Consider the following 22,645-nt stretch of genomic DNA (forward strand, 5'->3'; position numbering starts at 1 on the left):
CGTCACTCCTTTTTCCGCCATACGAACCGAATGTCCGGCAGTTGTTCATCATTGTCGGCCCCGTCGCTGCGGGCCACTTCTATAAAGCCGTGCCGTTCGTAGAACCGGCACGCGCCCGTGTTGGCCTGAAACGCATATAGCGCCAGTTCTCGGCGACCTGCCTTGGCGCTGTCCAGCAGTCGTGCGCCGATCCCTTGGTTTCGCGCGGCAGGGCTTAGGTACAGGCAATGCACCTTGGTCCCGTCCACGGCCAGAAAGCCTGCGACCTTGCCGGCCTGTTCGGCAACCGTGACCCATCCATTGTCGATCATCCGCCCGCAAAAGGCGATGGCTTCGGCCCCGGAATGCAGCTCGGGCATCCAGTCGTTTTCGCGTGCAAAGCCGTGCAGGATCTCTCCGACCGCCCCGGCGTCTAGGCTGCGCGCGGGCCTGAGGGTGACCGTCACAGCCGGTCTCCGATCAGGAACTGCGCGGCGCGGTCCAGCCGGATATGCGGCGGGCCGTCACCGGGGCGCAGCGACAGATGCGCCGGGGCAAAGGTCATGAACCCGTACTCCTCGCCCAGCCAGGTGTCGGCCCCCTTACGCGCAGGATTAAGCAGATGGGCGGGGTCTTCGGGCAGCTCTCCGGGATAGAAGGCCGCCTGTTTTCCATTCTCCAAAGTACCGCGCACGCAAGGCAGTTCGATGCCGTTGTGATTGCGGATCTCTTCGGTCGTCACGCGCAGTGCGGCGATGGACATGGCGGCGGTCTCGGCCCCGGCGAACCTGGCGCGGTCGCGCGCCTCGCGGGTCAGGGCCTCCATGATCGCGGTCAGGCGCGGGTGTTGCAGGTGGTGCAGGTGATCGGCCTTGGTGGCCGCGAACAGGATGCGTTCGACCCGCTTGCCCAGAAGCATCTGGCTGAGCCATGCATTGCGGCCGGGCCGGAAGGCCGACAGAATGTCGCCCATGGCGCGGCGCATGTCCTCGACCGCCTGCGGCCCCTTGTGGATCGCGCCCAGCGCATCCACCAGCACCACCTGCCGGTCGATCCGGGCGAAATGATCCCGGAAAAAGGGCTTCACGACCTGTGCCTTGTAAGCCTCGAACCGGCGCTCCATCTCGCGGTGCAGGCTGCGGCGGCGCGAGGCGTCCTCGATCGGCAACGGCGCAAAGGTCAGCACCGGCGACCCGGCCAGATCACCCGGCAGCAGGAACCGGCCCGGCGTGCAGTCATAGAAACCCGCATCCCGCGCGGCAGTCAGATAGTCGGCAAAGCCCCGCGCCAGGGCCTGCGCGGTGGGTTCATCATGAGGGTCGGCCGGATCAACGGCTTTGATCTGAGCCAGGAAATCGGCCGCAGCCGGACGCTGCGCGATCCGCTCCAGCGTTTCGCGCGACCAGTCGTCATAGGATTTATCAAGCAGCGCCAGATCCAGCAGCCATTCGCCGGGATAGTCGACGATGTCCAGATGCACGGTGCGCGGCCCCTGCAGGCCGGCCAGCAGCCCGGCGGGGCGGACCTTGAACGACAGGCGCAGCTCGGACACGGCGCGGGTGCTGTCGGGCCAGTGGGGCTGCGGCCCGGTCAGGGCCGACAGGTGCGATTCATAATCGAACCGAGGCACGGTGTCGTCCGGCTGCGGCTGCAGGTAGGCGGCGTTGATGCGCCCCTCTTGCTGGGCGACCAGGCCGGGCATACGCCCGCGGTCCAGCAGGTTCGCCACCAGCGACGTGATGAACACCGTCTTGCCCGACCGCGCCAGCCCGGTGACCCCCAGCCGCACGACCGGTTCGAAAAACGTCTCGGACACGCGGTCGCCGACGGATTCGACGCCGCGCACAAGACTGTCTGCCAGTGATGAGATGACCAAACCGCCGCCCCGCATTTCTTGTTTGTCCCAAGATAGGTAGCCGCTGCCCCGGTTGCCAGCGCTTTTGCCTCCTGCCCTTGCCCGGGCGCGCCCGGCAGGGTACCAGCAGCCCATGCCCAGATACGCGTTGAAAGTCGAATACCAAGGTGAGCCGTTTGCCGGATGGCAGCGGCAGAAAGAGCTGCCCTCGGTCCAGGGCGCCATCGAGGCAGCCCTGTCGAAACTGCAGCCCGGGTCACACACGATCGCGGCGGCCGGGCGCACGGATGCTGGCGTTCACGCGCTGGGGCAAGTGGCCCATTGCGACCTTGAAAAAGATTGGGACCCGTTCCGCCTGTCCGAGGCCCTGAACTATCACCTCAAGCCCTTGCCGGTGGCGATTCTCAAGGCCGCGCGGGTGGCGGAAGACTGGCATGCGCGGTTCTCGGCCATCGAGCGGCAATACCTGTTCCGCATCCTGATCCGCCGTGCACCCGCGACCCATGACAAGGGCCAGGTCTGGCAGATCGGGCACCCGCTGGATGTCGCCGCGATGCAGGAAGGGGCCGACATGCTGATCGGGCGGCACGATTTCACCACCTTCCGGTCCTCGATCTGTCAGGCGGCCAGCCCGGTCAAGACGTTGGACGAGCTGCGCGTCGAACAGGTTCAGGGCTTTTCCGGCCCCGAGGTGCATTTCCACGTCCGCGCCCGGTCCTTCCTGCACAACCAGGTCCGCAGTTTCGTCGGCACGCTGGAACGGGTCGGCGCGGGCGCCTGGACACCGCAGGACGTGCGCGATGCGCTCGAGGCCGCCGACCGCGCGGCCTGCGGGCCGGTCTGCCCGCCGCAAGGATTGTACCTGGCGCGGGTGGGCTATCCCGATCCTGTTTTCGACTGACGTCAGAGCGCGCGCAGCAGCAATCCGCCCGCGATCACTGCGATCAGCAGCCCGGCCACCAGTTCGATCGTGGGTGCCAACACGGCCGCGAACCGCGTGGCCGAGGCCGAGGCCAGCAACCCGCCCCGCAACCCGAACGACGTCCAGCCAACCAGGGTGGTGACGGTCGCGGTGCCCAGCGCCATGGCAAAGGCCCCGGCGATACCGACCATCGCGATGCCCATCTGCCAGGTCAGGATCAGCACGAACAAGGCCCCGGTACAGGGTCGCGCGGCGATACCGGCGATCAGGATCAGCGCCTCGCGCAGGCTGCCGACCTGGGCCACCTCTTCGGCGGTGGGGCCGTGACGATGCCCGCAATCGGAACAAACCTCACCGTCGTGATGGTGATGATGCCCGTGATCATGATGATGGTGATGGTCATGCAGGGCACTGTCCGCACGACCGCGCCGGGCGAAACTGCGCAGCGATCGCAGAACCAGCCACAGCCCGATGGCCGCGATCGCACCATAGCTGACCGGGGCCATGATCTGTTCGGTGGCACCGACCAGGCTTTGCCGCGACATCTGGAACACCAGAACGCCTGCATAGACCAGAACGATCGCCGTCACGGCCTGCCCCAGCGAGGACAGTACGCTGATCGCCGACAGGCGCAAAAAGGCGACATTGCGGCCCAGCCCGTACCCTCCGATCAGCACCTTGCCATGGCCCGGCCCCACCGCATGGAAGAACCCATAGGCAAAACAGACGGCTAGCAGCGTGGCCACGGCTTGGGGCTGTTCGGCCCGTGCGGCCCGCAGGGCTCGGGCAATCTGATTCTGGAATTCCCGCTGCTCGCCCGCAGCCCAGGACGCGAGGCTGTCAAAACCTCCGCTGCCCCAGAACCACAGCAGCAGCGCAATCGCCAGGCCGACCGGCAGGATCAGGTAGCGGGACATGAAACGCGGATCTCGGTGGCAAAGCGTTCACCGACCAGGGGGATGTCGTTCTCCTCGAGGTCATAGTCGGCGTCCAGGGTCAGCAGAAAGGCCTGCATCTGGGCCAGTTCGCCGTCGATATCCGGCTCGAACCTGTCGATGCGGCAGGTTTCAGGACCGGTGACGGTGACCGGGCGCGTCACCTCGTAGGCGGTATAGAATGTCTCGTCATAGGGTTTGGCCGATAGGCTTTGGGCAACCACTGGCTCGCCCTCGACCTTGCGCAGATGGGTTGTCACGATACGGCCATCCTCGGTCGTGGCGCGCGGTTCCAGCGGACCGGACAAGGCAACCGGTTGATCGGAGGCCAGGATGACCAGATCACCGTTGTATCCTTCGACCCACTGCGCGTCGAAACCGGCGAGGCGCTGCTCTTCCGCCTCGGACAGAACGCCGTCGCCGTCCTGATCCAACCTCATGTCTTCGAGCACAAGCAGCGAGTAGAACTCGTCATAGGCCCAAGTGACGCGGACATGGGTCAGGTTGCCCGACTCGTCCACGATGAATTCCAGCCCGGTGTCGATGAAGACATGCGGGTGCGCCACCGCGGAAAACGGCAAGCAACAGGCGATAAAGGTGGGTATCCAGCGCATGAACGCGAAGATAGGGTGCCCGACCGGCGCTGGCAACGCGGTTCGGCGGCAAGCACCGATTTTGCCGTTCATTTCGGCGGAAACAGGACCAGCGTCTGCAGCGCCGTGCCGATCGGGCCTTGAGTATCGTACAGAACCGACTGCGACATCCCGATGCCGCTGGGCTGCCAGTGCGACACGGAGTCCGAGGCGAGCCAGTCGGAGTTCGGCTCGCGGTGGATCTGCACCGTCAGGTCGGTGTTCATGAACCCCATTTCAAAGGTCGGCGCATTCCACGAAATTCCGTTGCCGCAATCGGCCAGCGGGCACAGCGACTGGATCGGTGAGGGGGTTTCACCCTCGAGCAGAGGCGGAGTGCGCATCCAGATGGTTTTCGGCCCCGCCCCCTGGTTGCCGCCTTTGGGATAGGCCACCTCGGAATGATGGGCAAAGCCGGGCAGGTCATGCCGCATTTCGCCGATGGGAAACGGGCCGTCTTCGATCTGCGACAGGTCGGGGCCTTGGATCGCCACATTCGGCACCGGACCCAGTTCCCGGCGCGCCAGATGCATCGTGGAGGCGGTGGCGCACAGCGTGTCGTCCAGGTCATGCACCGTGACGCGCGTGGTGGCCAGCGTCTTGGTGTGGCGCACGGTCTCGGCGGCCACGCGCAGACCGGACAAAGGCAGAGGGCGCAGCAGATCGACGGTCAGGCGGGTCAGCATCTTGTCGGGGTCGACCTCGATCTCGGCCGCGCGCACGATCAGGCCCGCAACCGGGCCGGCGTGACAGTGATCGGCCGACCACGGCCCGCGCGCCGGGTCATTGCCGACAAAGGCCCCGTCGGGCGCGACCCGGAAATAGGCGGTCTTACCCACCACTGGCTGCGTCGCCGCGTCCTGCATGTCAGATCTTTTCCTGAGTATGCTTTTTCAGTTCGGCCCGCGCAACCTGACGGCGATGCACCGCATCCGGGCCATCGGCCAGCCGCAACGTGCGCACATGCGTCCAGGCGGTGGCCAGCGGCGTATCCTGGCTGACACCCTGCCCGCCGAACATCTGCACCGCCTCGTCGATCACCTTCAGCGCGACGCGCGGCGCCACGACCTTGATCTGGCTGATCCACGGAGCCGCCGCGCGCGCATCGCCCTGATCCATGTACCACGCGGCCTTCAGGCACAGCAGGCGGGCCATCTCGATCTCCATCCGGCACTCGGCAATGATGTCGAAATTGGCACCCAGCTGCGCCAGTTTCTTGCCGAAGGCCTCGCGCTGCAGGGCGCGTTTGCACATCTGCTCCAGCGCCATCTCGGCCTGACCGATCGCGCGCATGCAGTGATGGATGCGACCGGGCCCGAGGCGCCCCTGCGCGATTTCGAACCCGCGGCCCTCGCCCAGCAGAATGTTCTCGGCCGGCACTCGGACATCGGTGAACCGGATATGCATGTGCCCGTGCGGCGCGTCGTCATGGCCGTACACTTCCATCGGGCGCAGCACCTCGATCCCCGGCGTGTCGGCGGGCACCACGATCATCGACTGGCGCTTGTGCTTGGGCAGATCGTCGCCTCCGGTCTTGACCATCACGATGTAAACCTTGCAGCGCGGATCGCCCGCGCCGGACGACCACCATTTCTCGCCATTCAGAACATAGTCATCCCCGTCCCGCACGCAGGACATCGAGATATTCGTGGCATCCGACGAGGCCACGTCGGGCTCGGTCATCAGATAGGCCGAACGGATCTCGCCCTCGAGCAGCGGCCTGAGCCACTGCTCTTTCATCTTATCGGTGCCGTAGCGCTCGAACACCTCCATGTTGCCGGTGTCGGGGGCGGAACAGTTGAACACCTCGGCGCCCAGCGGAGTCTTGCCCATCTCTTCGGCGAAATAGGCGTATTCGACCGTAGTCAGGCCGAACCCCTTGTCGCTGTCGGTCAGCCAGAAATTCCACAGACCGGCCGCCTTGGCCTTGGCCTTCAAGCCTTCCAGGATCTCGGCCTGGCGTTCGGTATACTGCCAGCGGTCGCCTTTGTTGATCTCGGCCTGGTATTCCTCTTCCAAGGGCATGATCTCGTTGCGGATCATGTCGCGGACCCGCTCCAGCAGTGCCCGGTTCTCCTCGCGCAAGACGAATGACATGTTCATGAAGAATCCTCCGTAGATCCCGGAACCGGGCTTTACCTTTGCGCCGAGGATGGCTTAGCTGCGGCAACTGTGTCCAGCCGCGTGACGGCACGTCACTTGCAATCAATTTGAAACGGAAGAGGGGCGCAGATGGCGTTGTTGATCGATACCGGGCTGTCCGACTGGATGAGCGATGCCGAGATTGCCGAAGAAGTACGGCGACATGCACCAACTGCCGATGTGCGCACGCCAAGCACCATTGGTGACCCGGCCGAGGTCACCATGGTGGCGGTTGTCGGCCTGCGGGACGATCACGCGAGCCGCCTGCCCAATCTGCAGCTGGTGCAAAAGTTGGGCGCCGGGGTCGAGACAATCGTGTCGAACCCCGCCCTTCCCGCGCATGTCCGCGTGGCCCGCCTGAAGCCGGACGCCCCGGCGCAAGGCATCGCAGAGTGGTTTCTGGCCTATATCCTGTACGCTCACCGGAACATGGGCTTTCACGCGGACGCTCAGCGGCGGGCCGAGTGGCGGCCGAAAGCGCCGGTGCTGACATCTGACACCGTAGTCGGAGTTCTGGGGCTGGGCCATATCGGCAGCCGTACCGCCCTCATGCTGCGCGATGTCGGGTTCCAGGTCATCGGCTGGAGCCGGTCGCCCAAGCAAATCGAAGATGTGACCTGTCTGCACGGGCAGGATGCTTTGCCGGGAATACTGCGCTGTTGCGACCATGTTTGCGCAATCCTGCCCTCGACCCCCGAAACCATCGGCTTGTTCGACGCAGAAATGCTCAGCGCGATGAAGGACGGCAGCCAGTTGTTGAATGCGGGACGTGGCGACCTGATCGACGAAACAGCCTTGATCGAGGCACTTTACCGGGGTCGTCCGGGCCATGCGGTTCTCGATGTGACCTCACAAGAGCCATTGCCCGAAGACAGCCCTTTATGGCAGCACCCGTCGGTCACGATCACACCGCATGTGTCGGGATGGCATCTGGGTGATGCGTTGGCGGATGTTGCCCAGAACTTTCTGCGGCTGAGCGCAGGTCAGCCCCTGCTGCACGAGGTTGATCGCAGCCGCGGTTACTGAGCCGCGATTACGGCGTCAGAATCCAATTGCCGCTGGCATCCTTGCACTGACGGGTGCGGATTTCCGGGTTGGGCGCCGCCCCGGACGGCTGCACAAAGTGCTGGAAGTGAACGCAGTTGTCCTTCACGTCCCGTATCCTGACCGTGCCTTTGGTGCCCGTTTTCTCGTTGACCCAGTTGCGCTCCTGCCCGACGCTTGGGTTCCCGCCTGCCAGCATCGAAGACGTCGTCGCGTCCAGAACCTGATAGTCGTCCGGGCTCAGCCCCATTTCGGCGATGATCCGGGACAGAGGCTTGGCATCGACCGCCCCCACGACACCCGACAAAAACAGCGCAAACAGGGCAGCAGGCAACCGGACATTCATGCGAAACTCGCTTTCGTGAAAATTGATCTGCACCAAGAATATACATCCGAGCAATCAGGGCCAAGCCCCCGCGGCCGGACCTTCAAATAATGCCGAACAAACCTATCGGACTGCCGGCGCTATCGGCCCGCCGCCGATGCGATCATAGTAATCGGAAACCAAGCTTGAGGCACAGGAATGGCTGATCAAAACTACTACGCGCCCACCGGCGGGCTTCCGGACCAGACTCAGCTGCTGACCGACCGCGCCATGTTCACTGACGCCTATGCCGTCATCCCGAAAGGCACGATGCGCGACATCGTGACCAGCTTTCTGCCGTTTTGGGAACAAACCCGACTGTGGGTCCTTTCGCGCCCCCTCAGCGGGTTTGCCGAGACGTTTTCGCAATACATCATGGAGGTCCAGCCGGGCGGCGGCAGCGACAGGCCCGAGACGGACCCGGAGGCTCAAGGCGTGGTCTTCGTCGTCGAAGGATCGGTTACCCTGACCCTTGCCGGGCAGGTCCACGTGCTGGACACAGGGGGCTATGCCTACATTCCGCCCGGGTCCGATTGGACCCTGCACAACCGCTCTGACGCCGTGGCCCGGTTCCATTGGGTACGCAAGGCCTATGAGGCCGTACCCGGATTGCCGGCCCCCGATCCGATCATCACCAACGAACGCGACGTCGCCCCAACCCCAATGCCCGGCACCGAAGGTCGGTGGGCCACCACGCGCTTCGCGGATCCAAGTGATCTGCGCCATGACATGCATGTGAACATTGTCACGTTTGAACCAGGTGGGGTCATCCCCTTTGCCGAAACGCATGTCATGGAGCACGGGCTTTATGTGCTTGAGGGCAAGGCCGTCTATCGACTGAACCAGGATTGGGTCGAGGTCGAGGCCGGTGACTACATGTGGTTGCGCGCGTTCTGTCCTCAAGCCTGCTACGCGGGTGGGCCGGGGCGATTCCGGTACCTACTGTACAAGGACGTCAATCGGCACATGCCGTTGAAACTGTCCACACGATGACCTGCAAAAGGTCCTGAAAACGGGCTTTTGCGTCGGCAGGGGTTCACAGGGACGGCGGAATTTGCTGAAATCAGAGGTGATTTCGTTTTGTTCATTCGTGGAGATTGGTCGATGAAACTGCGCGCCCCTCTGACGGCACTGGCCATGATCGGCCTCATGGTCGCCGTCGACACCGGCCCGGTCGTGGCAAAGGAAGCGACCAAAACCGTATCCGTCATGAGCCGCACATGGGCTGTGACGCAGGTTGCGGATGCCCCTGTCGTGTATCGTGCGACCCGCGACAACAACAACCTCAACCCGTTCGGCCCGCCACCGCGCCTGCGCACGGTTCAGGCCATTGCGGCCATCCAGCAGGCAACCGGGTGCAAGGTGATCCGGTCAAGCATGTACCAGAATATTTCGGGCCAGTTCTTCTCGCAGGTCAGCTGCGGATAGCGGCGACGCCTTACGGGCATTGAGGTCGGTCAAACGGCCTGCCATAGCTTGCGCATGAAACTCGCAATCAACGGATTCGGCCGCATCGGCCGCACGATCCTGCGGCAGGTCATGGCCCTGCCAGCGGGTTCGGATGTTCAAGTGGTGCTGATCAACGACATCGCACCGCTGGAGACCTGTGCCTATCTGTTCAAGTACGACAGCACGTTCGGCCCCTATGCCGGTTCGGTGGAAACCAGCGCCGGGGCCTTGCAGGTGGATGGACAATCGATTCCACTGAGCCACAGCGACGACCTTGCCGATGTCGATCTGTCCGGCGTGGACGTGATGCTGGATTGTACGGGTATCGCGCGCAGTTCGGATGTCGCAATCCGGGGCCTGCAGGCAGGGGCTGGCAAGGTGCTGATTTCCGGCCCGTCCCCGGCCGCCGAGACAACGATCGTTCTGGGTGCCAACGAAGACATGCTGGGCAATGCCCGGATTGTATCGAACGCGTCCTGCACCACCAACGCGCTGGCGCCGCTGGCCAAGGTGATCGACGAGATCGGGGGCATCGCCTCAGCGCACATGACCACGATTCACTGCTACACCAACAGCCAGCCGATGGTGGACGCCCCGCGCGGCGACCTGGCGCGGTCGCGGGCCGGGGCCTTGTCGATGGTACCCACGACCTCGAGCGCGACCCATCTGATCGACGTGGTTCTGCCGCATCTGGCCGGACGTATTTCCGGTGCGGCTGTGCGGGTGCCCACCGCCAGCGTCTCTGCCATCGATCTGGTCGTGACTCTGCAAAATGGAATGAAACCCGAGCTGTTCTCGGTCGAATTGCGTCGCGCCGTCGAGGCTTCAAAGGTGCTCGGCTGGACCGACTTGCCGCTGGTCTCGTCCGATCTGCGTGCGCGACCGGAATCGCTGGTGATTGCCGGACCGGAAACACGTGTCGTCGGGCAGAATCAGGTCCGGGTCTTCGGGTGGTATGACAATGAGTGGGGTTTTTCGGCCCGTATGCTCGATGTCGCCGGGATGATGGCTCAGACGGAATAGCCCGCAGCGCCCTTGGCGCTGCAGGGCTGAGTTACAGGTTTCAGTCGTGCGGCAAACTGCCAGCGCCGTGACCGGCCATTCCGCCCGAGACCTCGTCGGTCGATTCCTCGGCCAGTTCATGCGGCAGAATGAGGTTCAGCACGATGGCGATCAGCGCTGCGGGCAGCAGTCCGCTTGTCATCAGGATGCGGATTGTGTCCGGCAAGTGCTGAACCGCGCCGGGCTCCAGCTGCAAGCCGAGCCCGATCGACAGCGAGATGGCGAAGATCACCATGTTGCGGCGGTTCCAGTCCACGTCGGACAACATCGAAATGCCGGCAGCCACCACCATGCCGAACATGACGATCACACCGCCCCCCAGAACTTCGATCGGAACAGTGCGTATGATGGCGCCGACCTTGGGAACAAGTCCGCACAGGATCAGGAAGAGGGCACCAATCGTGACGACATGGCGGCTCATAACTCCGGTCATCGCGATCAGGCCGACATTCTGACTGAACGAGGTATTCGGCAAACCGCCAAAGATACCGGCGACAGCCGTGCCAACACCATCTGCGTAGGTCGCTCCCGCGATCTCTTTGTCCGTGGCCTCGCGACCCGCGCCACCTTTGGTAATGCCCGAAACGTCACCGACGGTTTCGACCGCTGACACGAAAGCCATGAGGCAGAACCCGATCACCGCCGCCAGCGAGAATTCGAACCCATATTTGAAGGGCACCGGCAGCGCGAAACCAGCGGCCCGCGACCAGCTTGTTCCAATGGCTTCAAACGTCACCATTCCGACCATCAGGGCGTAGACATAGCCGACAGCCAATCCGACCAGAACCGCAGACACCGACAGCATTCCGCGGGCAAAGAACTTGAGGCCCAGCGTGACGATCACGACGACCAGTGCCGCAGATCAGTTGAGCAGCGATCCGTATTCCGGCGTACCGATCGCAGGGACACCACCCGCCGCATATTGGATGCCGACCTTGACCAGTGCCAATCCGATCATCGTCACAACAAGGCCGGTGACCAATGGCGGCAGAGCGAAGCGGATCTTGCCAATGAACATCCCAAGGCAGGCGTGAAAGATACCGCCGATCAGAACGCCTCCGAACAACGCGGCAAGGGCCTCAACGCCCTTGCCAGCCACCAATGGGATCATGATGGGCAGGAACGCAAAGCTTGTTCCCTGAACGATGGGCAATGCCGCACCAACCGGGCCCAGCGTGATGGTCTGCAACAAGGTCGCCAACCCTGCAAACAGCATCGACATCTGGATCAGATACAGCAGCTCGGGAAAATCGGGCGAGTTCGACCCGAAGCCAAACCCGGCCGCACCGGCCACGATGATGGCGGGGGTCACGTTTGACACAAACATTGCCAGAACGTGCTGAATCCCAAGTGGTATCGCCTTGTGCAGCGCAGGCGTGTAATTCGGATCCCGAAGCTGATCGGGTGTTCCTATCGAAGTTTCGGCCATGATCTCAACTGTCTCCCTGTTTTCTCATGGGGGTCTTGCCGCTTCTCCGGCGGCTTCAAAATTGGCTTAGCGTTCAACCACCTCGTAAGGGGTATCGAACCAGTGCTCCTCGAGGTTTGCGCCTGAACCGATACGGTCGACTACCGCGAAAAGGCCTGGCGCGTGCAGTGGCGTCAGCACACCGTGCCACGTGCCCCTATGGTAGTTCACAGCCTGCCCCGGCTGCGTCACGAAGGCCAGCGGCCGGCCGGGAACGCCATCCTCATCCGGCGCGACGATCACCAGGAACGGCTGGTTGGTCATGGGAACGAAAGCCTGGCTGCCTTGGGGGTGACGTTCGACCATGTCCAGTTGATAGGGCAATGCCCGCGGATTGGCATCGAACAGGCTGATCCCCGCGCGCCCATCCGCAAAGTCCAGAACCGCCCGGTCGTGATACCGCCCGCACTGACCCTGGTTGATGATCTTGTCCGGTGCGCCCGAAACCTCGAGCACGTCGCCGAACGGCGCAAAGGCTTGGGCCGTCAGCGGCGCGATAGGAATGTTCCGAGTCATGAGGGCAGCACGTCGCGCAGCCGGAACTCGGCGATGCGCTCGACCTGACAGCAGGCTTCGGCGAGCTCGGTCTCGCGGTCATTCTCGATGCGCCGCTGGAACGCATGCAGGATCGAGGCCTTGTCGTGGTCGCGCACCGCGATGATGAAGGGAAAGCCGAATTTTTCGGTGTAACGCGTGTTCAAATCGGTGAAGGCGTCGCGCTCGGCGTCGGTCAGGGCGTCCAACCCGGCCGAGGCCTGTTCCGAGGTGCTTTCGGCCGTCAGGCGTTTGGCCTGCGCCAGCTTGCCCGCCAGATCCGGGTGTGCAGTCAGAACGCCCAGGCGTTCCTCGGACGAGGCCGAACGGAACACCCGCGCCAGCGCGTTGTGCAGCCCGCCCGCCGTATCGTGAGCGGGGCCCAGTTCCAGCGCCCAGGCGCGCTCGGCGATCCAGGGTGAATGTTCGAAAATACCGCCATAGGCCGCCACGAAGGCGTCGCGGTCCATCTGCGAGGGGCGCGGGCGGTCCTGCGGCGGATGATGCGCGGCCCAGTGTTCGGCAATCTGCAACCGGGTCGCGAACCATACATCGGAGTAGCCGCGCGCATAGTCCAGGAACCGCTTCAGCGCCATCACTCGGCCCGGCCGGCCGATCAGGCGGCAATGCAGGCCGATCGACAACATCTTGGGCGCGCCCGCCTTCCCCTCGGCATAGAGCGCATCGAAACTGTCGCGGAGATAGGCGAAGAACTGATCGCCCGAGTTGAACCCCTGCGGCGTGGCAAAGCGCATGTCATTGCAGTCCAACGTATAGGGCACGATCAGCTGGTCGCGCCCGCCGGTGTGCATCCAATAGGGCAGATCGTCGGCGTAGGTGTCGGCCACATAGGCAAACCCGCCTTCCTCGGCCACCAGCCGCACGGTGTTGTCCGAGCACCGCCCCGTGTACCAGCCGCGTGGACGGTCTCCGACCACCTCAGTGTGCAGGCGGATCGCCTCGGCGATCTGGGCGCGCTCTTCGTCTTCGGGCATGTCCTTGTGTTCGACCCATTTCAGGCCGTGGCTGGCGATCTCCCACCCGGCGGATTTCATCGCCGCCACCTGATCGGGCGAGCGCGCCAGCGCGGTGGCCACGCCATAGACGGTCACCGGCAGGTCGGCCATCAGGCGATGCAGCCGCCAGAACCCGGCGCGGGCGCCGTATTCATATATGGATTCCATGTTCCAATGACGCTGGCCGGGCCAAGGCGCGGCACCCACGATTTCGGACAGAAATGCCTCGGACGCAGCGTCGCCATGCAATACGCAGTTTTCGCCGCCCTCTTCATAGTTCAGCACGATCTGCACTGCCAGCTTGGCTCCGCCCGGCCACTGGGCATCTGGCGGGTTGGCTCCGTATCCAATCATGTCGCGGGGGTATCGGGGGGGCTGCATTCTGCTTTCCGTCTTCAATTTCAAGCTTCCATTCGGTTTATCCCATAAAACCGTGATGGATTATCAAATCAATCCGAACGCTGTTTCCGGTTGTTTCGGCGTTCCCTGCGCCATGGCCTTTGCCGCAAGGTGGGCAATGCAAACCGGATTGCTTAAAATGGCATCCGAAGACGAAACGTGCAGACAACAGCAGGAGCAACTCGTGGCAGGCTATCTGACGACCCATGTTCTGGACACGGCGCGGGGATGTCCGGCCGAGGGGCTGAAAATCGCGTTGTACCGGGTGTCCGGCAATTCGCACCGGAAATTGGTTGAGATGGAAACCAATGCGGACGGGCGCACCGACAGTCCGATCCTGCCGGAAAAAACTTTCAAGACCGGTATCTACGAGTTGATCTTCTTTGCGGGGGACTACTTGCGGGCCTCCGGGCAAGCCGTTGAAGACCCTCTTTTCCTTGATCAAATACCGATCCGGTTCGGCATGTCCGACTCCGAGGCGCATTACCATGTGCCGCTTTTGCTATCGCCATTCGGGTATTCGACCTACCGGGGCAGCTGACCCCTCAGACCTGCGACGTCCGCACCACGTCGCCGATCCGCGAGATCATGAAATCCATGAACAGGCGCGCCTTGGGGTCCTGATGACGCCGATGCGTGTAGAGACACGCCATCTGGACCGAAACCGGTGGCGTGTCGACGGCAACGGGCACCAATCGCCCGGCCTTGAGATGCTCGGCCACTTCAAAAACGGGTTTCATCGCGATCCCCTGCCCAGCCAGCGCCCAATCAGTCAGAACATCGCCATCGTCGCACTCGAACCGCCCGGACACTGCAAACCGTTTGGGTCCTTCGGCTGTCTGCAGCAACCATTGGAACTCGGTCGCCCCGGGGAATCGCAGGTTCAGACATTCGTGCCGGTCCGATATCAGCTCCGCCCCGGTCCGGGGCATGCCCCGGCGCGCGACATAGTCTGGCGCAGCACACAAGACACGCTGGCAATCCGCGATTTTGCGGATCCGCAAAGTGCTGTCTTCGGGTTGACCGATGAAGAACGCCAGATCCAGCCCTTCGGTCGTGAGATCAACAGACCTGTCCGTCAGACGCAGCCGCACGTCAATCTCGGGGTAGTCGGCAAGAAATTCAGGGACTTGAGGCGCCAACAGCCGTCGCCCGACCCCCAGTGGAGCCGCTACGAAAAGCGATCCCCGGGGCGCTTCGGTCAGGTGCACGACCTGCGCCTCGGCCTCGTTCACGGCATCCAGAACCGCAACCGCACCGGGGTAGAACGCCCGGCCCTGCTCGGTCGGGCTGAGGTTTCGGGTCGTACGCTGGAACAATCGCACACCCAAATGATCTTCGAGCTGGGAAATCCGCGCCGAAGTCACCGCTGGCGAGATTCGCAGATCGCGTCCGGCCGCGGACATGCTGCCAAGATCATAGACCCGGACAAAGGTACGGATATTGTCGAGATAGGACATCTTATCGTTTTTTTTGATACAGTTTGACAATATACGGGAATACCGAAGAAAACCCCGTTTGCCTAGTGTGTCGGCAAGCAATCGGAGAGCTTTGCATGTATGAATTCGCCGTGTTCTGGGACTGGATGGCATTTGCGGTGCGGTGGCTGCATGTCATCACGGCAATCGCCTGGATCGGATCGTCGTTCTATTTCATCGCGCTGGACCTCGGCCTGAACCGCGACATTCCCGGTCCTGCGGATGGCGAGGAATGGCAGGTGCATGGCGGCGGCTTCTACCATATTCAGAAATACCTTGTGGCGCCCGAGCGGATGCCGGACCACCTGACCTGGTTCAAATGGGAAAGCTATGCAACCTGGCTCAGCGGTGCGGCTCTGTTGATGATCGTCTATTGGGTGGGCGGCGAGCTGTATCTGATCGACGCACAGAAGGCCGATCTGGCGCTGTGGCAGGGCATCCTGATCTCGGCGGCGTCGCTGACCGTGGGCTGGCTGATCTATGATTTCCTGTGCAAATCGGGGCTGGGCGAGCGTCCGACCCTGCTGATGCTGTTGCTGTTCGTTCTGCTGGTGGCGATGGGCTGGGGCTACAATCAGATATTCACCGGCCGCGCGATGATGCTGCATCTGGGTGCCTTCACCGCCACGATCATGACGGCCAATGTGTTTTTCATCATCATGCCCAACCAACGGATCGTTGTGGACGACCTGAAAAACGGCCGCACCCCGGACCCGAAATACGGCAAGATCGCCAAGCTGCGCTCGACCCACAACAACTATCTGACTTTGCCGGTGGTCTTCCTGATGCTGTCGAACCACTATCCCTTGGCTTTTGCGACCGAATACAACTGGATCATCGCGGCGCTGGTCTTCCTGATGGGTGTCACCATCCGGCACTACTTCAATACCCGCCACGCCCGGGCCGGCAACCCGACCTGGACCTGGCTTGTGACGGCCCTGCTGTTCATCGCCATCATGTGGCTGTCCACTGCGCCGATGTACAAACCGCTGGAAGAGGCCGAGGCGCAGCCTCTGACCCAGTTCGAGGAGCGCTTTGTGCAGGCCAGCGGCTTTGAAGAAGCCCATGACGTAGTCTTGGGGCGCTGTTCCATGTGTCACGCGCGCGAGCCCGTCTGGGACGGAATCCTCTGGGCCCCCAAGGGTGTTCTTCTAGAAACCGAAGGTGACATCGCGCGCAATGCCGAGCAAATCTATCTGCAGGCTGGAGTCAGCCACGCGATGCCGCCGGCCAACGTCACCTATATGGAACCCGAAGACCGCGAGGCCATTATCCGCTGGTTCCGAAACGCGGGCCTGTAGCGGCAGCTTTTCCACAACTTCGCATGGGAACTGGGAAATCCGCGTTTATTTCTTTGCCTGAGCGGTTTGAGATGGTCTAACTGTTTCCAAGGGATCGCGGCGCCGCGACAAGCAGCGCAAATCAATGCGGCCCGGGACAGGTGGAGCCATTTGATGCAGGCGAGCAGACGTAGGGGCGGTCTGAAGAACTGGTGTGCGGGTGTGTTTTTTGCCCTCGCCCCGACCTGTGCGATGGCACTGGAAACATCGCTTGCAGCGCCAGGTTTGTCGGACGACTTGAAAAAGCAGATTGAGGAAACGTCCTCGGTCATGACTGCCGACAACCGGGGGCTGGACACTCCGCTTGAAGTCCTGTCAGCCGCGTTGTCGGATTACCGAACGATCGTGCAAATTCTCTATGATGCCGGATATTTCGGCCCGTCGGTCAGCATCAAGCTGGACGGGAAGGAAGCGGCAGATCTCAGCTCGCTGAGCGTTCCTGCGCAGATCAATCGGGCAACGATCACCATTCGCCCCGGCAAAGCGTACAATTTCGGAACGGCAGTCGTTCAGCCTTTGGCCCCCGATACCGAATTGCCCGAAGAGTTTGCCCCCGGCAAGCTGGCCACGACCGGCGCCATTCAACAGGCGACTTCGGCCGGGATTCAGGCCTGGAAGGACGCGGGCCACGCCAAAGCGAAACTGCGCGATCAACAGATCATCGCCCGGCACGCACAGGCCCAGCTGGACGCCCGGATCGACCTGGATCAGGGGCCGCGGCTGAAGTTCGGCAAGATGTATATCGAAGGCGGCACCGATGTCCGCCACAGTTCGATCGAGAAAATCGCCGGTTTCCCGTCGGGCGAGGTCTACTCGCCCGAAAAGCTGCAAAAGGTCGGCACACGGCTGCGGCGGACCGGTACGTTCAGCACCGTCTCGATCCAGGAACGGGACACGCCGAACCCGGACGGCACGCTGGATTTCGACGCCACCTTCGAGGACTTGCCCAAACGTCGCCTGACGTTCGGGGTCGAACTGGCCTCGCGCGATGGCTTGGACCTGACCGCGACGTGGACCCACCGCAACGTGTTCCGGCGCGCCCAGCGGCTGCGCTTTGAGGCCGCCATCCGAAACATCGGCGGGTCTGAGGATATCGACGGGCGGTTGGGTCTGCGTCTGGATCAGCCCGACCGACTGGGCCCCGACGACAACACCTTCTGGAGCGCGCTGCTCGAGCGCCGAAATACCGACAATTACAGCGTGTCGGTTGCCTCGCTGACCTATGGTGCGCGGCGGACGTTCTCGGACGAGTTGTACGCCGAGGCAGCTGTGGGCTTTTCTATCTCGAACGCTGACGACGCCTATGGTGACGGCCGCAAGTTCCGGTATTTCATCATTCCGTTCCGGTCCGAGTGGGACAAACGCGACAGCAAGGTCAGCGCCACCCGCGGGTATTACCTGGACAGCCAGTTCATGCCCTTTGTCGGCATCTCGGGCACGGATACCGGGCTGCGCCTGTTTTTCGACGGTCGCGCCTATACCAGCCTCGGCACTGGCGGCCGGATCGTGCTGGCCGGTCGGGTGCAACTTGGATCGATTCTCGGCCCCCCGGCGGATGGTGTCACACCGGATTTCCTGTTCTTCTCCGGCGGCGCGGGCACCGTTCGCGGTCAGCCCTATGAAAGCCTTGGTGTCCCCGTCGGCACGGGCATTGCCGGCGGTAAGTCCTTTCTTGGCCTGTCGGGCGAGGTGCGCGGCAAGGTCACTGAAAAGCTGTCTCTTGTTGGGTTTTACGACTACGGTATCGTAGACACGTCCTCGTTCATCGGCAGTGGCGCCGAGTACCACGCGGGCGCGGGCCTTGGCGTTCGGTACGATCTGGGCGGCTTCGGCCCGCTGAGGCTGGACCTGGCGGTGCCTGTGCAAGGTGACACGGGCAACGGGCTGCAGTTCTATATCGGGATTGGGCAAGCATTTTGAGGCGTTACCTTTCATATCCTCTGGCGGTCGGGGCAACCGCCTTTGCCCTGTCCGGCCCCGTGGCCGCGCAAGAGGAAGAGAGCGGTGGTCTGCTGACCGATTTCCTGCAGAACACGTTATCCGGGGACAACCGCAATATCCGGGTCATCGGGCTGGAGGGCGCGCTGAGCTCTCGCGCACGCATCCAGGAGATCACGGTGGCCGACGACGAAGGGGTCTGGCTGACCATCAAGAACGCCGAGCTGGATTGGAACCGGCTGGCCCTGATCCGCGGCCGGTTTTCCGTGAACGCCCTGACCGCCGAAGAAATCGACATCGCACGCGCGCCCGGCAAGACCACCACGGACGAACCGGCCGCCACCGCCGAGACCAAACCCTTTCAACTGCCCGAACTGCCCGTGGCGATCGAGATCGGTGAACTGCGCATTGACGAGTTGTCTCTGGGCGAACCGCTGATCGGCGTTGCAGCAGACCTTTCAGTGGACGGAAACCTGAATCTGGCCGATGGCGCGCTGGACACCAAGCTGGACATCAACCGGTTGGACCGGGCCGGCGATCAGATAAATCTTGTGGCCGGTTTCCAGAACGAAAGCCGGCAAATCGACCTGGACTTGACCGTCTCCGAGGCGTCAGGTGGGCTGATTTCGACCGCATTGAATATACCGGACAGCCCGCCCATCGGCCTGACGGCCAAAGGGTCCGGTCCGATCACCGACTTCACGGCGGATATCGGGCTGAGCAGTGACAATGTTGACCGTGTCTCGGGCCAGGTGCGCCTACGCGGGATAGAAAAGACGGAAGGGGCGGCAGACGAAGGCATTGCCTTTACCGCCGACCTGGGCGGCGACCTGACCCCATTTTTGGCCGCCAACATGGATACCTTCTTCGGTACGGATACACGTCTGTATGTCGATGGCCGTACCGGAGCCCAAGGTGCGCTGGAGATTACCGAGGCGGACATCACGTCCGAAGCTTTGAAACTGGAAGCGCAGTTCAGCCTTGGAACAGGCGGGGCGCTGCAACTGGCAGCCGTCCAAGCACGGATCTCGCCACCTGCTGGGGACGACGTGGTCCTGCCATTCGGTGGAGGAGACACATCCGTCAAGGCCGCACAGCTCTCTGCCCTGTTCGACCACGAAAACGGCAATCATTGGGACCTGAGCCTGACGACCGAGAACGTTGTCACACCTCAAGTCCAGATTGCGCACACGCGGTTGACCGCACAGGGCACCCTGACTCAGATTGGTGGTCTGGACCTGACCGGAGATCTTCAAGCCTCTCTGGATGGTTTGGACTTGGCTGACCCTGCCCTGAACACAGCGGTGGGCGATCGCGTCACTCTGGATGGCCAGTTCGAATACGGACGGGACAAATCGCTCCGACTCTCAGGTTTCGAACTTGGGGGAACCGACTATTCAGCGACCGCCGATGCGGTCGTCAGCGGGCTTGAAAGCGGTCTGATGATTGACGGATCGGCAACAGTGCAGGCGTCCGATCTGTCTCGTTTCTCTGAGGTCGCCAAATTGAATCTGGGCGGCCGGGCATCGGTCCGGGTCGAGGGGGCGGGCTCGCCGTTGGAGGGCAGTTTTGACGGCAAGCTGGCCGTTTCCGGACAAAACCTGTCCACTGGTCGAGACGATATCGACCCCATCATCGCGGGCGAGACGGACATCACGCTGGACGCCAAGCGGGATGCAAACGGCATCCTGATCCGCGCTTTCTCCATCGACGGCGAAACGCTGAACGCACAGGCGGATGGCGCGGTCACCACTCCGAACGGCAATCTGACCATCGACGGCCAGGCCCGGGTGAATGCCTCGGACCTCTCTGTATTATCCGGCCTCGCCAAGCGCGACCTTGCGGGGGCCGTTCAGGCCCAGGTGGATGGCAAAGGCACCGTGCAGACCCTTGAGTTTGATGGCACTGCGCAGGTGACGACTACAGACCTGCAAACCGGGCTGGATCAGGTGGATCCGCTTGTGACCGGCCGCGTTGTCCTGAACTTCGACGGGGCCCGCACCGGCGACCGGATCGAAATCCGCAAGGCGACCGTTGACGCAGCCACGCTGAGTGCCCAAGTCGCGGCAACCATCGACGATCCGACCGGAAACCTGGCCTTTGACGGTCAGGCGCAGGTCAATGCCCCCGACCTGTCCGTCTTTTCCGGACTGGCAGGCCGTACGTTGGCGGGCGCGGTCACGGCGGATGTGACCGGTCGAGGGGCCCGTGGCAGCAAAGTCTTCGACGTGCAGGGCAAAATCAATGCAGAGGACATCTTGACCGGAATCGATGCCGTGGATGCGCTGATCCCCGGACAGACGACACTGACAGTCGACGCATCGAACGGCGACGAAGGGTTGAACATTCGCAACTTCCGGCTTGCAGGGACAGCCTTGTCCGCTAACGCATCCGGCATCTTGAGCCGCGAAAGCGGAGGGCTGAGCTTCTCCGCCGCGTTGGACGACCTCGCCCGGGTTTCACAGACCCTGACGGGACCGCTGAAGGTGAACGGGAATGTGGCCCCCACATCCAGCGGTGTCGAGGGCACGGTCAGAGTGACCGGCCCGGAGACGTCCTATGCCAATCTTGTCGGCAGCGTAAATACGGATGGCTCGGCCGACCTGGACTTTGACGCCAAGTTTGATCGGGTCGAACGTTTTGCGCCCGAGTTTCCGGGCAGCTTGACGGCGAAAGGCAATGCAACGCGCCAGAACGGCGTGTGGACCATTGATGCCAATGCCGCCGGACCGGCCGAGATCAGCAGTGCAGTCAAGGGAACCTACGACGAAGCCTCGGGCAATGCCGACATCTCCGCACAGGGCGGCGTCAATTTGGGCATTGCAAACATCTTCATCACGCCCAACAAGATCGACGGATCGGCCCGGTTCGACCTGGCGTTGAAGGGCAAGCCGGCGCTGGAGTCGCTGAGTGGTCGGATCACCACCTCAGGGACGTCGATGGCGATCCCCAGCGTTGGGCAGACCATCACCGATATCGGCGGAACTGTAGACCTTGCCAACAGCCGCGCAACGATTTCGATGCGCGGCGGCATGCGCGCCGGAGGCGGATTTACGGTCAGTGGCCCGGTCGACCTTACACCGCCGTTCAACGCGCAGATCACAACTGCAATCAACAATCTCGTCCTGACCGACAATCTTTTGTACGAGACCACGTTGAACGGCCAGATCGCTATGACGGGCGCTTTGGCGGGGAACAGTTCGCTGGCCGGGCAGATCACATTTGGCGAGACCAATATCAACCTAGCCGCGGCATCTGGCGCGGTGGGGGCCGCGCCGATCCCCAAGATCGAACACGTGAACGAAAGCAATGCCAGCTACGTCACTCGGGAACGGGCGCAGCTGGTAGAAAAAGAGAAAACGTCACAATCGGACTCTCGCATCTCTCTCGACATCAGCTTGTTGGCCCCCAAGGCGGTTTTCGTACGGGGCCGCGGTGTGAATGCTGAATTGGGCGGTGCGATCTTCATCAAGGGCACCACCAAATCCGTCATCCCATCGGGCCAGATCGAACTGATCCGCGGTAATCTGGACATCCTTGGCCGGAGGCTGGCGCTGACCAAGGGCGTGGTCAGCCTGCAGGGCGACCTGACGCCGTATATCGAGTTCGAATCCTCGGCCAGCACTTCGGATGGAACCGCAACGTTGGAAATCGCGGGCCCGCTCGATTCTCCGACAGTCGATGTTTTCTCGGACCCCGAACGCCCCGCCGAAGAGGCGTTGGCCATGCTGCTGTTCGGCAACCGCTTTTCCGAACTGTCCCCGTTTGTCATCGCCCAGATGGCCGCGTCGCTGGCCCAACTGAGCGGTGCCGGTGGCGATGCCACCAAGGGCGTTCGGGACGCCACGGGCGTAGATACCGTCGACGTCGGCGCGACCGAGGGCGGCGGCGGGCGTCTGGGCGCCGGCGCTTATCTGAGCGACAACCTGTACACCGATTTCACCGTGAACACCGAAGGCGACACCGAGGTGAACCTGAACCTGGACGTCAGCGACAGCGTGACGGTGCGCGGCACCGTAGATGGGCGCGGCGATACCGGCATCGGGATTTTCTTCGAGCGTGACTACTAGGGTTGGGCGGGACCGCCA

At 62.7% G+C, this 22,645-nt stretch carries 19 protein-coding genes and 1 pseudogene; 9 read left to right on the forward strand and 11 right to left on the reverse strand.

What is annotated here, in order from left to right:
* Positions 1–2: 2 nt before the first annotated feature.
* Together ACR0EF_RS09955 and ACR0EF_RS09960 are read right to left on the reverse strand one after the other, a co-directional pair.
* On the reverse strand, positions 3–446 hold the full coding sequence (locus ACR0EF_RS09955; RefSeq protein WP_170372013.1) for a GNAT family N-acetyltransferase: 444 nt from the start codon (positions 444–446) through the stop codon (positions 3–5).
* A complete protein-coding gene (locus ACR0EF_RS09960; RefSeq protein WP_170372011.1) occupies positions 443–1,855 on the reverse strand; it encodes a YcjX family GTP-binding protein in 1,413 nt (470 codons plus the stop codon). The genes ACR0EF_RS09955 and ACR0EF_RS09960 overlap by 4 nt, the downstream gene beginning before the upstream one ends.
* A gap of 112 nt (positions 1,856–1,967) precedes the next feature.
* Here ACR0EF_RS09960 and truA point away from each other — a divergent pair, with 112 nt between their 5' ends.
* Positions 1,968–2,735 carry a tRNA pseudouridine(38-40) synthase TruA gene (gene truA, locus ACR0EF_RS09965; protein ID WP_170362880.1) on the forward strand — a complete coding sequence of 256 codons (768 nt, stop codon included), beginning with the start codon at positions 1,968–1,970 and terminating at the stop codon, positions 2,733–2,735.
* Positions 2,736–2,737: 2 nt separating this feature from the next.
* Here truA and ACR0EF_RS09970 read toward each other — a convergent pair whose 3' ends face one another.
* The 4 genes from ACR0EF_RS09970 to ACR0EF_RS09985 all read right to left on the reverse strand — a co-directional run bounded on the left by ACR0EF_RS09970 (position 2,738) and on the right by ACR0EF_RS09985 (position 6,426).
* Positions 2,738–3,673 (reverse strand): nickel/cobalt transporter, encoded by a 936-nt coding sequence (locus ACR0EF_RS09970; RefSeq protein WP_170372009.1) that lies wholly within the window; start codon positions 3,671–3,673, stop codon positions 2,738–2,740.
* Positions 3,658–4,305: a DUF1007 family protein gene (locus ACR0EF_RS09975; RefSeq protein ID WP_170372007.1), complete on the reverse strand. Its 648-nt coding sequence runs from the start codon at positions 4,303–4,305 to the stop codon at positions 3,658–3,660. Before ACR0EF_RS09975 ends, ACR0EF_RS09970 begins: the two co-directional genes overlap by 16 nt.
* A 68-nt stretch (positions 4,306–4,373) precedes the next feature.
* Positions 4,374–5,189, reverse strand: a complete 816-nt coding sequence (locus tag ACR0EF_RS09980) for a thioesterase family protein (RefSeq protein ID WP_170372005.1) — start codon at positions 5,187–5,189, stop codon at positions 4,374–4,376.
* A 1-nt stretch (position 5,190) separates the two neighbouring features.
* On the reverse strand, positions 5,191–6,426 hold the full coding sequence (locus ACR0EF_RS09985; protein ID WP_170372003.1) for an acyl-CoA dehydrogenase family protein: 1,236 nt from the start codon (positions 6,424–6,426) through the stop codon (positions 5,191–5,193).
* A 129-nt stretch (positions 6,427–6,555) separates the two neighbouring features.
* Between ACR0EF_RS09985 and ACR0EF_RS09990 the strand changes: the two genes are divergently transcribed.
* A complete protein-coding gene (locus tag ACR0EF_RS09990) occupies positions 6,556–7,491 on the forward strand; it encodes a 2-hydroxyacid dehydrogenase (protein ID WP_170372001.1) in 936 nt (311 codons plus the stop codon).
* A 7-nt stretch (positions 7,492–7,498) separates the two neighbouring features.
* On the opposite strand, the gene ACR0EF_RS09995 is transcribed toward ACR0EF_RS09990, so the two are convergent.
* Positions 7,499–7,888, reverse strand: a complete 390-nt coding sequence (locus ACR0EF_RS09995) for a hypothetical protein (RefSeq protein WP_170371999.1) — start codon at positions 7,886–7,888, stop codon at positions 7,499–7,501.
* 144 nt (positions 7,889–8,032) lie between these two features.
* On the opposite strand from ACR0EF_RS09995, the gene ACR0EF_RS10000 reads away from it, so the two are divergent.
* The 3 genes from ACR0EF_RS10000 to ACR0EF_RS10010 all read left to right on the forward strand — a co-directional run bounded on the left by ACR0EF_RS10000 (position 8,033) and on the right by ACR0EF_RS10010 (position 10,345).
* Positions 8,033–8,866 carry a bifunctional allantoicase/(S)-ureidoglycine aminohydrolase gene (locus ACR0EF_RS10000; protein WP_170371997.1) on the forward strand — a complete coding sequence of 278 codons (834 nt, stop codon included), beginning with the start codon at positions 8,033–8,035 and terminating at the stop codon, positions 8,864–8,866.
* Between the two features lie 111 nt (positions 8,867–8,977).
* Positions 8,978–9,301 carry a hypothetical protein gene (locus ACR0EF_RS10005; protein ID WP_170371996.1) on the forward strand — a complete coding sequence of 108 codons (324 nt, stop codon included), beginning with the start codon at positions 8,978–8,980 and terminating at the stop codon, positions 9,299–9,301.
* A 54-nt stretch (positions 9,302–9,355) separates the two neighbouring features.
* Positions 9,356–10,345, forward strand: coding sequence for a type I glyceraldehyde-3-phosphate dehydrogenase (locus ACR0EF_RS10010; RefSeq protein WP_170371994.1), 990 nt, complete (start codon positions 9,356–9,358; stop codon positions 10,343–10,345).
* Positions 10,346–10,385: 40 nt separating this feature from the next.
* Here ACR0EF_RS10010 and ACR0EF_RS10015 read toward each other — a convergent pair.
* From ACR0EF_RS10015 to puuE, 3 genes and pseudogenes are all read right to left on the reverse strand, one after another.
* A pseudogene (locus ACR0EF_RS10015) lies at positions 10,386–11,813 on the reverse strand (uracil-xanthine permease family protein).
* Positions 11,814–11,879: 66 nt separating this feature from the next.
* Positions 11,880–12,368, reverse strand: coding sequence for an ureidoglycolate lyase (locus tag ACR0EF_RS10020; protein ID WP_170370908.1), 489 nt, complete (start codon positions 12,366–12,368; stop codon positions 11,880–11,882).
* Positions 12,365–13,783 (reverse strand): allantoinase PuuE, encoded by a 1,419-nt coding sequence (gene puuE / locus ACR0EF_RS10025; RefSeq protein WP_170371992.1) that lies wholly within the window; start codon positions 13,781–13,783, stop codon positions 12,365–12,367. Before puuE ends, ACR0EF_RS10020 begins: the two co-directional genes overlap by 4 nt.
* Before the next feature lie 202 nt (positions 13,784–13,985).
* Between puuE and uraH the strand changes: the two genes are divergently transcribed.
* A complete protein-coding gene (gene uraH, locus ACR0EF_RS10030) occupies positions 13,986–14,342 on the forward strand; it encodes a hydroxyisourate hydrolase (RefSeq protein WP_170363844.1) in 357 nt (118 codons plus the stop codon).
* A gap of 4 nt (positions 14,343–14,346) precedes the next feature.
* Here the strand turns inward: uraH and ACR0EF_RS10035 are convergent, their stop codons facing one another.
* Complete coding sequence (locus ACR0EF_RS10035) at positions 14,347–15,261, reverse strand: LysR family transcriptional regulator (protein WP_170337484.1); 915 nt, start codon at positions 15,259–15,261, stop codon at positions 14,347–14,349.
* Positions 15,262–15,356: 95 nt separating this feature from the next.
* On the opposite strand from ACR0EF_RS10035, the gene ACR0EF_RS10040 reads away from it, so the two are divergent.
* From ACR0EF_RS10040 to ACR0EF_RS10050, 3 genes are all read left to right on the forward strand, one after another.
* Positions 15,357–16,580, forward strand: a complete 1,224-nt coding sequence (locus ACR0EF_RS10040) for a urate hydroxylase PuuD (protein ID WP_170366689.1) — start codon at positions 15,357–15,359, stop codon at positions 16,578–16,580.
* A gap of 231 nt (positions 16,581–16,811) precedes the next feature.
* On the forward strand, positions 16,812–18,539 hold the full coding sequence (locus tag ACR0EF_RS10045; protein WP_254437564.1) for an autotransporter assembly complex protein TamA: 1,728 nt from the start codon (positions 16,812–16,814) through the stop codon (positions 18,537–18,539).
* Positions 18,536–22,627: a translocation/assembly module TamB domain-containing protein gene (locus tag ACR0EF_RS10050; protein WP_170370911.1), complete on the forward strand. Its 4,092-nt coding sequence runs from the start codon at positions 18,536–18,538 to the stop codon at positions 22,625–22,627. The genes ACR0EF_RS10045 and ACR0EF_RS10050 overlap by 4 nt, the downstream gene beginning before the upstream one ends.
* Positions 22,628–22,645 lie beyond the last annotated feature (18 nt).

This window comes from Ruegeria sp. CG8 (assembly GCF_056537165.1).